A 14,225-nucleotide genomic window follows, 5' to 3' on the forward strand; every position below is an offset into this window, starting at 1 on the left:
TCAAATGACTGATGGTGAACAAGACGAACATCAGTGGGAAATGAAAGGTGTTGGACATGGCGGTGGCAGTAATAGAACTATCGTTGGGTTCCAATGTATGAACTGCGGAAAAGCGAAGATTGAACAGTTTGGACTCAGCAAGAGTGGGGTGATCTACGACGGCTACCCTGAACCATCTAAACAGACCGACTCCGACAACTAGACCCACTCCCATAGAATCTACCTTGCAGACATACCGCCTCGTTCTATAACAAATGCGGCGATCACCATGCCAATTATCCTTTTACTATCGTCAGTCCCTCCGACGCCTCCTTGACGGTAACTACTGTTGTTAGTTTACTCTCTGTCTCTTTCTCCATAGGTATCTGTATATCTTCGGAACACATTTCCGATAATAGAGAAGCACGACAGCCAGAATAAATAGAACAGTAGCGATCTCATAGCCATAGATCCCTAATAGTAGAGACAATGAGGAACCACTAGCTCCACTAAACAGCACGGGGGCAAGTAATGGACCAACACAAGCAGGACATGCTGCAATCCCGACAATGCCGCCAACTGCCGATCGTGCGAAGTCAAGCAACGCATCGTAAACTAGGTATGATAGTGTAACTAGACCAATGGTCTGGTATGGAACGAGCGTCAGTGTGATCCACTCTCCTGTATAAATAAGGACGGGACTCCAACCTAGTGATCGACCCCACGTAATCCCAATCCCGTTGGGTCCAGTTACCTGCGCAAGGTACTGAACATTGGGTCCGAGGATACCGGTGAGATAGAGCAGGATTAGTAGATATATCGCAGAAACAGCAGCAGCGAGTATTCGAAAGAGACGCTGTGCTGGTGCAGGCCGAGTATGCCAGATAACCCATATAGAGACGGTAGTCCAGACGAATGGGATAAAAAAGTGAGTGAGCCGACTCCCCACCTCCCCGGTTCTGAATGCAAATGAAAGTCCTGCGATCAATTGAACAGCGAATAGTAGATTGAACCAAGTTCCTCTTACAAGAAGCCGTCTGATATGAGTGTTATTAAACCTCGTTGTTGCCATATGTAATTAAATGAATGGGGCGTGATTTCTGTGCGATTCCACTAGTTACTGGGAACGTGTGGGAGGAAAAGGATACTGGATCAGTAGAGCCAGATCAAGGATTATGTATCTCAGAAGGGGGAGGAGTTCTATACGTAATATACGGATGCTGAATTATACCATTTATTCCATGGATCGTCAGCGATTCTATAATCGTCTGGGAGATATCCATAGGAGCAGTCACCGTCTGCATGACGGCATCCTGTGATGTAATCCCTGCCAAAAGACACGATCTCTTTTTAGAGCTGTATACCTGAAAATAATAAGGTCACGATTCTAAACCTAAGCTAGACGAGCTACACGCAAACGTCATCTGACCCAGACAATGTAGCTGATCATCTACATGATGTCGATGTTCTACGGTTGACTACTCTCAGCGGTTGTCCGTTCTCGTTCTGTACTACTGGCAGCGTACACGTTGTAAGCAGCGAAGCTCGCAACAATGACGCCGACGATGACATCGCTCCACAGTAATACACCACCGACACCGAAGACGAACGGGGCGATGATGAGCCAGAGGCCAAGCAACGCGTTGAGTGTGGCGGCGCCTGTACTTACAGACTGCTGGTTCGCTGCCCTGTAATAGTTGTAGCCACCGATAACAACGATCGAAGCACCAACGATCACGTCATTCCAGAGATCTCCTGTCGGAGCCTCGAATATAAACGGTGCTACGATTAACCAGAGGCCGAGTAGGCTGTTGAGTCCTGCGAGCCATTTGGTTGTCGTGTTTTTGGTTGTCGTACTCATTATCTATCGTGTGTGGTCGTTCAGTGATTGCGTCGTCAATTAATGCTATACGGCTGGTGACCGATACTGGCAATTCTCGTCGGTGTTGCATCGCGCAACAATCACATCACGAGGAATCGCCATCGCATCTCATCGCTACGGTTGGAACCCACTTTGTTATCCAGAACCATGCAACGAACGGAAAAACGGTGAGGTTAGACCCTCCTATAATCAGACTTGTTTCTCAATAATAAGCGGATAACTGACAATCAGTGAGTTACAGTAATACCAGTTATACCCTTACAAGGAGGATTGGTGAGGACGAAATCTTAGATCGACTTTGATGAGTCCCCCGTGTCCGTTTTGCCCCTATATCGGCAACCTCTTAGCTAATCATATTTTAATGGTGATTCCGGCTATTGTCGGTGTCCCTGTACTGAGAACCCAGTAACTGCAGTGTAGAAGATATTCGAAGGACACCAAGTGGAGAGGTCGATCTACGTAATGTGAGCACCAGTAGCCTCATCACGATGCCTGCTGAAAGATGTGTATGTTTCAGCGGATCGCAGCTAAGCTCTCGTCTACACAGTCAACACCTCCACAGTTAGTATACGATGATACGTGCAATTTCTGTACGTTGGCAGCTGCGTTCGCCGTCAGGCACAGTAACATTGAATCTACCGGCTTTTCGGAGTTGACTCCCACACAACGAGCTCGTCTCCCGCCATGCTATGAGGCCTGTGCACACCTGCTTACCGACGACGCAGTGTACTTTTGTGGACGAGCTATGGAGGAAACGCTCGTCCAGATCTATCCCGTTCTTGATTCACTGTTCACAGTCGCTCGTCGCCTTCCGTACTACCCATGGACCCGTGAAGCGATCTACCACTATATTTCGAAGTATCGTGGGCTGACTGGCTAAATTCTCTGCCCTGGGCTTTAATACCGTTCTTCACGTGTTGCTATAAGGAGTTTACTATGACATCTGTCACCGAAATGGGTGTGATCGGACTGGGAACGATTGGCGGGAACCTTTCAAAACAGGCTGTTGAAAGAGGAATCCGAGTCGTTGGAAAGAAACACTCAAGCGACAAACCGGAGCTACGAGAGAAGGGAGTCGAACTCGTTGAAGAGTACGATGCATTCGTTGATGAACTTGCCCAACCGCGAGTGGTCTACATGTCAGTTCCGGCCGGTGACATAGTCGATAGAGTTCTCGACGAACTTATGCCACGACTTGACGACGGTGATGTAGTCATGGACGGAGGGAATTCCTTTTTCAGGGACTCGATAAGACGCGCAGCAAAACTAGACGAGCATGGCATTCACTTCCTCGACTGTGGCACGAGCGGTGGGTCAGAAGGTGCAAGACACGGAGCTTGCTTCATGGTCGGTGGCAACAAAGAAGGCATTGAGATAGCCGAACCGCTCCTCGAGGAACTCTCCGTTGACGGTGGATACGTTCACACTGGCACGTCCGGAAGTGGCCATTTCGTAAAATTAGTTCATAACGGCATTGAGTTTGGGATGCTTCAGGCGATCGGAGAGGGCGCCGAACTGCTGGAGGACAGCGACTTCGAGCTGGAGTTGGACGAAGTCTTCCACAATTGGTCGAATGGGTCCGTCATTCGTGGCTGGCTCGTCGATTTGATGAACCAACAACTCAACGAACAGAAGTTCGAAGATGTTCCAAACTATGTTGAGGATACTGGCGAGGTCAACTGGCTCGTTCAAGAGGCGGTCAAGAACGAGACGCCGATTCCAGTGATCTCTCAATCAGTGATGGAACTTTTCAAGTCTCGAGGAGGACAGAACAACACGTATCGGGCGATCGCTCTCATGCGACACGGCTTTGGCGATCATCCATTCGGGAGTGACGAAGACATTGCCGAAGAACGCCGGACGAGCCAGGTCGAAAATCGTTCAAGAAAGCATCTTGAAGAGGAAGTTAACGATGGAGACCTCCTCTAGGAGGGAAATCAATGGCAAAAGAATTCGAGTGTCCCAGGGATAGTTGTACATTCACCGATTGGGCAGATGACGAAGCAACGGTCATCGAGACGGCCCAAGATCACCTCGAAGATCATGGTATTTCCATGAGCACAGACGAGATCCGCAACCATATCCAAGTTATACCATCCCCTCGTCGGATCAAGAGCAGTGCAAGCGGCGTAATGGATGAGCGACGAAGGCGTGCTGGAAAACGTGCAGCAGAGGTTATCGAGGACGGCATGGATGTGGGGCTTGGAACAGGGAGTACTACGGCCTGGGCGATCGCCGAACTCGGACAACGAGTCGCTGATGGTCTCGATATTTGTGGTGTGGCTACATCGATCCAGTCACATGAACTCGCTAAGGAGGCAGGTATTCCGCTCGTCAATCTCGATGAGTTGACTGCACTTGATATAGCAATTGACGGGGCCGACCAGTATTCTATCCAACATCCGCACGTAGTGAAAGGTGGCGGTGCATCACACGCCCGTGAGAAGGTAATCGATACTGCCGCCGAGCAGTTCATTATTGCAACCGATGAAACCAAGGCGGCTGACCCGCTCGATCATTCCATTCCCCTCTCCGTGCTGTCCGAGTCTCGCACGCTTGCTGCAGAGTGGGTGCGGAATCAAGGAGGTGAACCAAAACTTCGGTACGCAGAGGCGAAAGACGGCCCGCTCTTTACAGCGAATGGGAATCCCGTGCTTGACTGTGATTTGGGTCACTCGAACATCCAGAAGATTGTGCTGTCCAATTGGCATCGATCCCTGGTGCACAGGAACATGGGTTATTTGTTAATATGGTTGATGAGCTGTATATCGGTACCGATGATGGTGTTGAACAACAGCAGTTCTAGGTGTTAATCCACTCTCTACTCAGCTATCTCTATGATGCAAGTGCGTGCTGTACATTTACAGAGGTCCTCTGCGTACTGAATACATGGACGTACTCATCACCGGTGGAGATGGATTCGTTGGTCAGCACCTTTGCTCAGAACTTATTGAACGCGGTCATGACGTTACTTCCCTCTCACGAACACCTGATCCATCGGTCTTACCAGACGAGGTGATGTTGACCCAAGGAGATGTTACTGACTATGACTCCATTGAGGATGCATTTGAAGGAAAAGACGTCGTGCTGAATCTCGCGGCTCTCCCCCCGCTACACCAACCACCACGAGAAACCAGCCATGACAGCGTTTGCATCGGCGGCTCAATCAATGCCGTTGAAGCCGCTGAAGAACACGGTGTCACCAAGTTCATCGAAATGAGTTCACTGGGGGCAGATCCGAACGGAGAGATTGCATACTGGCGAACACAAGGGCTCGGTGAAGAGGTCGTTCGGTATTCAGATCTCGATTGGGTTGTTTTTCGACCGTCATTCATTTTCGGTGAGGGAAGTGAGACGTTCACATTTATTAAACAACACACGACGCCATATGTAACAGTCCTCCCTGACGGCGGGAAAACGCCGAAATTTCAGCCGATATGGGTCGGAGATTGTGTCAAAATGTTCGCAGACGGAGTCGAAAGTGACGATCACGTTGGCGAGATATACGAACTCGCGGGGCCAGAAGTGCTGACATTCGAGGAGGTAACTCGGTTACTGTATAAGACCGACGGAAAATCAGTAGAAATCATTCCTGTGCCGATGCTGATAGCAGCGATTACACTATACGCTCTAGATCCGATTCCACAAATCCCACTAGGTATCAACCAGGCACGTGCGCTACAGTTGACAAACGTAGCGGACCAGAACGATATTGGCGTATTTGGATTTGACAAATCTGATTTAACAGGGCTTTCAACATATCTTGCTAGAAAGCAGAAGAGATCCAAGCAACAACAGATGGTAGCTAGTCCCCCCTAATTTATTAGTTTGATTGATAATAAAATAACAAACATATGAAAAAGAGCAAGTCTACAGCAGCAATTATTGGGGGATCAGTTACTGGACTTGCAGCAGCGACAAGACTGAACAATTTAGATGCCATCTCTCAAGTAACTATCTATGAACGTCAGAAATACGATGAGAAGCGAGTGGATTGCGGAGAGGCGATAAACGATACAACATTGATTCCGCTCGAGAAGACGCCTGAAAATGGCTTTGTAAACAATATTGACGGATTCCAGCTCCGTGTTTATGAGAGCACTTACCGGCGACTTGAGGCCTACCCATTAGCTACGTCGAGCCTGAGATGTGACCCTGGATATATCTGTGAGCGAGATGCTGTCGAACGCCAGTGGGCAAATAATCTTGCGTCGAGCGGCGTTGAACTCCGTACCGGACGATCCGTCTCGCCTGCCGAATACGCAGATATCGTGGAGACATACGATTACATCATCGATGCGTCGGGTCAGCCCTCCCTGACTCTCAAATCAAAGGGGAAAACGGAAGAATACACGGGCGATATGGTCGCACTCAATGCGACGGTCGAGGGTGATTTCTCAGCGTATCTGAACCGTCCGCGCATCTTTTTCGAGGGATATGTCGGCTACGCCTGGTCGTTCCCGAAGTCGGAACACCACGCAAACGTCGGAATCGGATGGGCAGGTGATCAGCGCCCAGACGATTATTTTGACGCGCTTAAATCCGCTGCCAAGCGGAACGGGTTTCCAGTCCCAGAACGAGAGCAAGTGAACATCGCCACCATACCAAAAGGTCCAAGCCTCAATCCCGCTAATGTATACGTTCCTGAGGAGAACGTGTTTCTCGTCGGTGACGCGGCTGGAATCGCCAATCGATATCAGGGTGAGGGAATCTGTCAGGGAATTAGATCAGCCTATCTCCTCACTGAGCTCATCGCAGTTGGGAATGAGTCTTCGTATCCACGAGAGCTGTATAAACTGATGAAGTCAGAGTACCGTCTCGCTCATCTAATGCGAGGTGCATGGGTGGAACACGAAGATCCAGAGTTATTGGCGGCTATCACAGAGGCGCTCGCCGGGCTAACGATCGACGAAATTACCCGACAGCCAACAACGGTGATCAGACACGTCCTGAGTCAACCGATGACAGCGGCCAAACTCATATCCAATACTGGAATGATTAAGCGACTCTACGATTCCTACACTGACTCGTGGGAATACGCTATTACGCATAGCTCATGACGTTACGTGATACCATTGAATATTCGGTCGTAGTCTTGTGGGACTACTGGTCCATCAAGGAGGGGGTCGTCTGTCTCGTGCATCCACGTACTAAGCTTCGACAGCAGTTCCGTGCGAACCTGAGCGTACGCCTCATCGTCAGCCACATTCTCTCGTTCATAGCGGTCTAATTTGAGGTCATAGAGTTCCTCGTACACCCGCGACGGTCGGCCGTAACGTCCGCGGACCTCACGCCCGGCGAGGCTCGCATAGACATCGTTTGGTAGGAAGGTTCGTGGGAGGTGCCAGAAGCGTCTAATATACTTGAATCGATCCGTCCTGACCGTACGAACTGGGTTATACTGGTCATGCCATGTGATCTCAGCAAAGATTTCGTCGCGAGGGTAGTACGTCATATCGGCATCGAAAATCGGTATGAGACTCTGGCCATCGACCTGGTCCGGTACTTCATCGGCTATGAGATCAAGAATGGTTGGCAGAATATCAACATTACTCACCAGATGTTCTGGGGCCATACCTGCGTCAATCAGTGTCGGGTACCACATTAGTAAGCAACCCTCGATACCGGGATCGTAGCACGTCCCCTTTGTCCGCGGAAAAGCAATGCCATGTTCCGTGGTAAACAACATAAGCGTCTCATCGTCAAGACCAGCCGATTCAATGGCATCAAGGATCGTCCCCACAGCGTCATCGATAGCGTACACCATCCCACGTATTGCTGCCAGATCTTCGCGAACACCTGGCTTGTCTGGGAGAAACGAGGGGATTCCGATACTATCTGGATCGTCTCCATCATACCGATCACCAAACCCATAGAGTACGTCACCCTCGTCCTCGTCTTCTTCCGTCTCGAGGCGGTGTGCCTCGAAAAATCCGACTGATGCAAAGAACGGCGACTTTAGGTCCGCGTTCAGGAACGACGCGACCGTATCTGCGACATCCCTCGCACGGTTAATCGAATGGATTTCAGGAGAGACGTCCGGGGAAAGGGATCCTGCCGTATGCGTCTCATCGTAGCCGAGGTCATTCGGTGTTTCGGAGATGTGTTGAAGTCCAAATAGATGTGTCTCATAGCCGTGCTCGGAGAGCCGATACGGTAGCGTACGTTCGACGTCAAGTTCCCATTCGGTGTAGGCTAATCCTAGAAGTCCATGCCGATGCGGATAGAGTCCAGTAAAGAGGCTACCACGACTTGGGGAACACTGCGGTGCGGCCGTGAAGTGATTCGTAAATCTTGCTCCCTCTTCAGCCAATCGATCAACATTCGGTGTTGTAATGTTGACATCGTAACAGCCTAGGTACTGCCCGAGGTCATGGCAATGTACGAGGATGATATTCGGTGGTGACGCCATTGTTTAATTTACAACGGCAACACCGATATATCCTGATGGCACTAGTAAAGAATCGAATGGGCGGTTACGGTCTCGATTATTATAAAATAAATATTATATATTTATCTAATTATAGTGTTATATTACATTATATATTGGGCACCAGAACTACTTACAATCCTCATAGGAGATCAGCGGTGCTACAAGTATGACCGAGCAAAATCAACCGACGGTATTAGACACTGGCCTTTGGACGGTGGCGACTGGCCTTGCCTTCCGATCATCTCGGAGTACGCTGTCTTTGCCAGAGTCAACAATACCGTCCTTGTACCCGTTTAGATTACAGGAAATGACTCCGTACTTACACAACTGATCATTGAAATTACATCCGACGCATACGAGGGCAGTGGGTCAGAGGTTATGTTCATAACAGCTATTAGGTCCGTTCCAACCTCCACTATAGCCTTGGATCACCCCGAAAGGGAAAAGTTACTGCGACAAATATACGCTCTATTCTGATTAGATAGTAACCAGTACTCTTCAATAAGTCTTAGCCATAGATTCTGTCAGAAGACTTCTTCGCCATGGTTCTCAAACCGCTGTGGGTATTGAACCTATTTTTCTAATAAGGGTTTCAACCACTCTAATAAGCAGAATGACGCGATTATACTCTAGATAAGGAAAAGATAGTAGGCATACCGCCATCTTGGCGACAACGATGACCGACGGACTATCTCGACGGGCCGTACTGAGTACAATTAGTGGTGCGATCGTTATCGGGACCGCTGGTTGTCTAACTGAGAGCGACCAGCAAGGGAGTGACAATGATCAGGGCAATAATATTAGTGATGGTAATGTGGGGAATAATAGCCACAATGACGAAGGAGATACTCACGAAGCAGAAGGTGAGGCTACTAGTGGAGCCGAAGTTACAATGGTGACGAACGACTCTGGGACACACTTTGAACCTCACGTTGTCCGAATTGAGCCCGGGGAGTCAGTCACATGGAACCTAAAGAGCGGGTCCCACACCACAACCGCATATGCATCGGCGAACGACAAGCCTCAGCGGATTCCTGATGGTTCTGAGGCATGGGATAGCGGAAAGATCACTGAAGAGGGTGAAACATTTGAACATACCTTTGAAACTGAGGGTATCTATGACTACTACTGTAGCCCACATGAGAATACGGGAATGCTGGGGAGCATTGTCGTTGGTGATCCAAAACTCAATAACCAACCGGGTATGGGAGAACCTCAATCTAGCCTACCCGATGAAGCACAAGAGAAGATTCACGAACTAAACGAGATGGTCCAGAGTGGCGGTGACAGTGGACAAAGTGATCACGAGGACAGCCACTGACAGTATGTAACCGTCTCAGGTAACAAGCCTTCCCCAGCATAAATTTGGCTACTTTTATAAATATCACTACCTCCACCCGCGGGATCAACCTACTCATATTAGTCAGAGAAGATAACACGCTGACCGAGAACTAGGCTCACAATTGCCGCTACGAGGACAGCAAGTATAGTAAGTGTTCGCCGATGAATTGATGCCCAGAGCTGATAGCTCTGATCACGTGCCTGCTTGTCGAATGGGCCGCGTGCGCCGTAATCGCCCGCCATTGGCTCGTTGAGATTGTGGTCTCGGTCGGTATCGGCCGGCTCATCGGTCAACTGAGAGTTGTAGCCACCACTAGCGAGGTAGTTGTCAAGCCGTCGCGGAATCAGTCGGTTGCCGAGGATCGCTTTCACTGTCGACCGGCCGACCCACAACTCATCTTTGTCATGGTCAACGGTCCAGCAGATTGCTCGAGCAGCGACGTCAGGCTGGTAGATTGGCGGTACTGGTTGGGGTTTCTGTGGCAACCGGTTCTTTGTCCACTCGAACTGCGGAGTGTTCATCGCAGGCATCTGCACCATCGATAGCTGTACGTTGGAGTCGTCGTGGAACAGTTCCGTCCGTACAGATTCAGTAAAGCCCTGTATCGCGTGTTTCGCGCCGCAGTAGGCCGACTGTAGCGGTATGCCGCGATATGCGAGTGCCGAGCCGACCTGTACGATCGTTCCCGCATCACGGGGGCGCATCTGCTTGAGTGCGGCCTGTGTGCCATAGACATATCCCAAATACGTAACCTCGGTAACACGGCGATAGTCGTCGGCAGTCATCTCCGCCGCCGGCGAGAACACCGACACCATCGCATTGTTTATCCAGATGTCAATCGGCCCAAACTCGTTCTCGACGGTTTCGGCCGCAGCCTCAACTTCGTCAGGATTAGCGACATCTGTTGAGATGACAATTGCCTCACCACCGGCCTGTTGAACGTCCTTGCGTGCACCTTCAAGGCCATCCTCGCTCCGAGCAAGGAGACCAACTTTTGCACCGCGCTCGCCGAATGCGCGAGCAGTGGATCGCCCAACACCGGCCGATGCGCCCGTGACGACGACGACTTCTGAGTCAGTGTGTCTAGACATGACTAACTACTGAGGGGGTTTAGTCGATTGATCGTCTCGAGGGTGGCATAGCGCTCCCAGCCACTGTAGCGGTCCGCAATCGGTCCACGTGGGACGCTGAGAAGTATCACAAGTATGCCAGCGACGACGGCGTTGATTGCGGCAATCATTGGGACACCATCGAACAGCCATGGAGCGACAATAATCCACATCGCAAGTGGAATGTTGAGGAACCTGACTGCTCTAGCGGGTTCACCAGTCGCAATCACGGTGAACGAGACCACTAATGAGCCGACGAGGTGGCTACTGTCAGCCATGAGTCCTGTCGTCCCGAAGAGGGTCGGTGAAAGCATAAGCCAGACGCCAATTACCATCGCGGCGAGCAGCGTCCACGGGATCGAGACGCCCCAGAACGGCTCACTGACCGGCGAGTCGCCGATCGGCCGCGTCGACGTCTCGTCGACGCCAGATTCATCTTCGGAGATCGTTCCACCCATCCAAAAGGCGGTCCAGAGGGTGTCGCCCTGGCGCATCCGCCGGACGAGATACTGGCCCATTGCGACGACCTCATCGACCGTCAGTGAGATCATCCACAACATGCCAAATGCAGACAGCAAACAGAGAGTACACCATGTCCCGACTAAGATTGGCTGGGAGATAACTAATAGTACTTGGATAAATCCAAGTGGGATCACGACAACGCCGAAGAAGGTGACCATCCAAGGCATCGTTCGCCAGCGCCGCCGGTCACCCATAAACCCCATAAGAGCCTCGACCGCGTAGGCCACTGCACCGAGGCCAGCGTCGGAAACGGGAAAAGCCTTAGAGACATTTGATGTGAGGATCTGTTCAGTACCCGAACCGTACAGCGGGTCCCAGGCCGCGTCGATGTACCCGAGCTGGTAGGCGGCCATGTACCACGAGGCAAAGAAGCCAAACACACCGAGTACAATCAGTGGTGCACGCTGTGCGCCCGTCGATGGATTGTATGACCACCCCGGCGGGACAGGTGGCCCCTCCATCTCTGAGCGCATTACGATAAGAATCGAGAACGTGATCACCATAATTCCGACGAGGGAGTTATTGGCGTAGGCAGTCGCGGTCGGCGCCCAGAACGCAATTGGCGAGAACAACAGCCAAAGGCCGACGAAGCCATTAGCGTAGTTAGCATAGCCACTCTCTCGATAAATCGTAAGGCCAGCCAGTGTAATGAGGAAGAATCCACTGATAATGCTGTTCCACCGCATTAATCCGCTCTCGTAGCCCAGCGTTGGCGTACTCGCAATTAACCAGAATCCTAGTGAAACAATAGCATACTGTGGCCACACTTCCTTCGTAGGATGGGTGAGCATCATCTCGCCCGGCCGCATTGATCCGTCATCGTCACCATCCTGCCCATCGTCAGCATTTTCGGCCTGACTATCACTACTGCCGTCATGCTGTTCGCCATCTCCAGCTCTCGAATGCCGCTCACGCGCGTCGGTAGTCATGGCATCCTGTTCTCTGTTCGGGTCATCTTGTCTCTCGTTGTCGGTCATTGGGTACCTCGTTGCTTGTTGTCGTTCGACTGACGAACGATCCCCTTGTTCAGGCCGTTTTGCTCGATTGACTCGTCACGCCCGAGCGGTGCTAGCTTGCTGTCCGATCCGTCTGCGTCGGCGAGATAGAGTACACTGTTGATAAGTCCGATGTGGCTGTACGCCTGTGGGAAGTTACCAAGCTGTTCGCCAGTGTCGGGATCAACGGCCTCAGCTAGTAGGCCAAGTGGACTAGTATACTCGAGGACGGACTCAAGATGGTTGATTGCCTCATCGGTCCGTCCCGCGAGCGTGAGAGCTGTGACGAGCCAGAACGAGCAGACGATGAACGGACTTGCCTCGCCTGGGAGTCCATCGTCGCCCTCATACCGCTGAACCAGTCCATCGTCAGTCACCAGTCGGTTGATCGTCGCATCAATAGTTCCCTGAACGCGCGGATCGTCGGGAGGAAGAAAACCAACGACGGGAATAAGTAAATTGGCCGCATCGAGCGCCTCATCGTCGCTGAACGACTGCACGAAACTGTTTGCAGAGTCGCTGAACCCCTGCTCGAGGGTCGCCTCTCGAACGTCTTCACAGCACGTCCTCCAGCGCTCGAGCGGGGCCGACACATGGTCGCCAGCAGCCTCTGCGAGCTTAATCCCGCGGTCTAGCGCCACCCAGCACATCACTTTCGAATAGACGTACTGCTGGGGGTCGTCCCGGGCCTCCCAGATACTGGCGTCGGCCTCGTCCCAGCCTTCACAAACGTAGTCGATGAGATCGCACATAACTTCCCAGTCGTCGGCTGTTATTGACCCACCGTATCGAATACTCTCGTAAATCGCGAGGATTAGCTCACCATAAACATCGAGTTGGTGCTGTTCCCGGGCTGCATTACCGATACGAACAGGGGAAGATCCCCGGTATCCCTCAAGATGGTCGAGAACGAATTCTTCGAAATCACCACCACCATGGAGACCATAGACCGGTGGGAGTGCTGCAGGGTCGTGGTTCTGGCAGTGGTCGAGACAAAGCTGGAAATATGAGGTGGCCTCCTCGAGGTGGCCTAGTTCGGACAGGGCTCGAACGGTAAAGGCCGCGTCACGAATCCAGTTAAACCGGTAGTCCCAGTTGCGTACACCGCCGAGGTCTTCCGGTAGCGAGGTAGTCGGGGCTGCACACACCGCACCCGTCTCCCGGTGAATCAAGAGTTTGAGGACCAGCAATGACCGTACGGCCAGGTCGTGCCATTGGCCACCGATAGGAGAATCTATTTCGTCACAGTCGGGGGCCCACGCCTGCCAGTAGTCAACAGTCTCCTCGAGCGTCGCCTGGTGGCGCGACGGCTTGAGGGAGATTTCCTTGCCGTATCCAAGGATCAGCCAGTGCGTCTCATCAGCCTCGAGCGTCACCGTGGTGAACACACCGTGTCCGTCGGTCACTGGATCAAGCGAAATGTCGCTTGAAAGGAAAGCTCGTTCATCGGTACCAGTCGCGATGATACCGTTAGCCGTCGACTCGATTGCGGGCACGTCTCGCGCATAGTCAAAGCGTGGTTTAAACGTAATCTCAAATTCGAATGGGCCATTGTTGCAGTCCAGTTTCCGATAGACGGCGGGTGGTAGGTCATCCGATCCAGTTACCCCGGAGATGGGCATGAAGTCTGTCACCGTCGCGCTACCGCTAGCGGTCTTGAAGGCTGTCTCGAGGATGTTAGTCCGGTTGCGATACTGCTGGACCGATTCGAACGACTGCGCCGGCTGTATGGCGAAGTGGCCGCCACGGTCGGCATCTAACAACGCAGCGAAGACGCTCGGTGACTCGACGTGTGGAAGCGGGCACCAGTCAATGGAGCCGTCACTACCGACTAAAGCGACCGTATTCCCGTCACCAATCGCGCCGTATTCTTCGAGGTGTTTATACTCCATGATCAGGTATCCCTGTTATCGTTTCGTGCACAGATCGCTCGCCAATTGTCGGTTGACTCGTTAATGTTGCC

Annotated in this window: 12 protein-coding genes and 1 pseudogene; 7 read left to right on the top strand and 6 right to left on the bottom strand. The window is 51.7% G+C overall.

The genetic code is table 11. From position 1 onward, the window contains the following. Nucleotides 1-4: 4 nt before the first annotated feature. Nucleotides 5-202, top strand: a complete 198-nt coding sequence (locus HYG81_RS44400; RefSeq protein WP_226778829.1) for a hypothetical protein — start codon at nucleotides 5-7, stop codon at nucleotides 200-202. Between the two features lie 129 nt (nucleotides 203-331). Here the strand turns inward: HYG81_RS44400 and HYG81_RS46025 are convergent, their stop codons facing one another. Next, on the bottom strand, nucleotides 332-1,051 hold the full coding sequence (locus HYG81_RS46025) for a DUF7546 family protein (protein WP_425607593.1): 720 nt from the start codon (nucleotides 1,049-1,051) through the stop codon (nucleotides 332-334). Between the two features lie 396 nt (nucleotides 1,052-1,447). After that, nucleotides 1,448-1,840: an SPW repeat protein gene (locus HYG81_RS44405; RefSeq protein WP_226778830.1), complete on the bottom strand. Its 393-nt coding sequence runs from the start codon at nucleotides 1,838-1,840 to the stop codon at nucleotides 1,448-1,450. Nucleotides 1,841-2,369: 529 nt separating this feature from the next. Between HYG81_RS44405 and HYG81_RS44410 the strand changes: the two genes are divergently transcribed. From HYG81_RS44410 to HYG81_RS44430, 5 genes and pseudogenes are all read left to right on the top strand, one after another. Continuing rightward, nucleotides 2,370-2,741: a DCC1-like thiol-disulfide oxidoreductase family protein gene (locus HYG81_RS44410; protein WP_226778831.1), complete on the top strand. Its 372-nt coding sequence runs from the start codon at nucleotides 2,370-2,372 to the stop codon at nucleotides 2,739-2,741. A 56-nt stretch (nucleotides 2,742-2,797) separates the two neighbouring features. Further along, nucleotides 2,798-3,790 carry a phosphogluconate dehydrogenase (NAD(+)-dependent, decarboxylating) gene (gene gnd, locus HYG81_RS44415; protein WP_226778832.1) on the top strand — a complete coding sequence of 331 codons (993 nt, stop codon included), beginning with the start codon at nucleotides 2,798-2,800 and terminating at the stop codon, nucleotides 3,788-3,790. Nucleotides 3,791-3,993: 203 nt separating this feature from the next. Further along, nucleotides 3,994-4,667: pseudogene (gene rpiA, locus HYG81_RS44420) on the top strand (ribose-5-phosphate isomerase RpiA). 83 nt (nucleotides 4,668-4,750) lie between these two features. Then, complete coding sequence (locus tag HYG81_RS44425; RefSeq protein ID WP_226778833.1) at nucleotides 4,751-5,680, top strand: complex I NDUFA9 subunit family protein; 930 nt, start codon at nucleotides 4,751-4,753, stop codon at nucleotides 5,678-5,680. 35 nt (nucleotides 5,681-5,715) lie between these two features. Continuing rightward, nucleotides 5,716-6,921 (top strand): NAD(P)/FAD-dependent oxidoreductase, encoded by a 1,206-nt coding sequence (locus tag HYG81_RS44430; RefSeq protein ID WP_226778834.1) that lies wholly within the window; start codon nucleotides 5,716-5,718, stop codon nucleotides 6,919-6,921. Between the two features lie 2 nt (nucleotides 6,922-6,923). Here HYG81_RS44430 and HYG81_RS44435 read toward each other — a convergent pair whose 3' ends face one another. After that, the gene (locus HYG81_RS44435) at nucleotides 6,924-8,273 is read right to left on the bottom strand and encodes a sulfatase family protein (RefSeq protein ID WP_226778835.1); all 1,350 of its coding nucleotides are present in this window, start codon (nucleotides 8,271-8,273) and stop codon (nucleotides 6,924-6,926) included. A gap of 697 nt (nucleotides 8,274-8,970) precedes the next feature. Here HYG81_RS44435 and HYG81_RS44440 point away from each other — a divergent pair. Further along, on the top strand, nucleotides 8,971-9,615 hold the full coding sequence (locus tag HYG81_RS44440) for a plastocyanin/azurin family copper-binding protein (protein ID WP_226778836.1): 645 nt from the start codon (nucleotides 8,971-8,973) through the stop codon (nucleotides 9,613-9,615). 98 nt (nucleotides 9,616-9,713) lie between these two features. Here HYG81_RS44440 and HYG81_RS44445 read toward each other — a convergent pair whose 3' ends face one another. Genes HYG81_RS44445 through HYG81_RS44455 form a run of 3 tightly spaced genes read right to left on the bottom strand, consistent with a single transcriptional unit; the run spans nucleotide 9,714 to nucleotide 14,154 of the window. Next, on the bottom strand, nucleotides 9,714-10,727 hold the full coding sequence (locus tag HYG81_RS44445; protein WP_226778837.1) for an SDR family oxidoreductase: 1,014 nt from the start codon (nucleotides 10,725-10,727) through the stop codon (nucleotides 9,714-9,716). A 2-nt stretch (nucleotides 10,728-10,729) separates the two neighbouring features. Next, nucleotides 10,730-12,244 (bottom strand): vitamin K epoxide reductase family protein, encoded by a 1,515-nt coding sequence (locus tag HYG81_RS44450; protein ID WP_226778838.1) that lies wholly within the window; start codon nucleotides 12,242-12,244, stop codon nucleotides 10,730-10,732. Beyond that, complete coding sequence (locus tag HYG81_RS44455; RefSeq protein WP_226778839.1) at nucleotides 12,241-14,154, bottom strand: glycoside hydrolase family 15 protein; 1,914 nt, start codon at nucleotides 14,152-14,154, stop codon at nucleotides 12,241-12,243. Before HYG81_RS44455 ends, HYG81_RS44450 begins: the two co-directional genes overlap by 4 nt. Nucleotides 14,155-14,225: the final 71 nt, after the last annotated feature.

Origin of the sequence: Natrinema zhouii (assembly GCF_013456555.2) — an archaeon.
In the GTDB taxonomy this organism is placed as follows: domain Archaea; phylum Halobacteriota; class Halobacteria; order Halobacteriales; family Natrialbaceae; genus Natrinema; species Natrinema zhouii.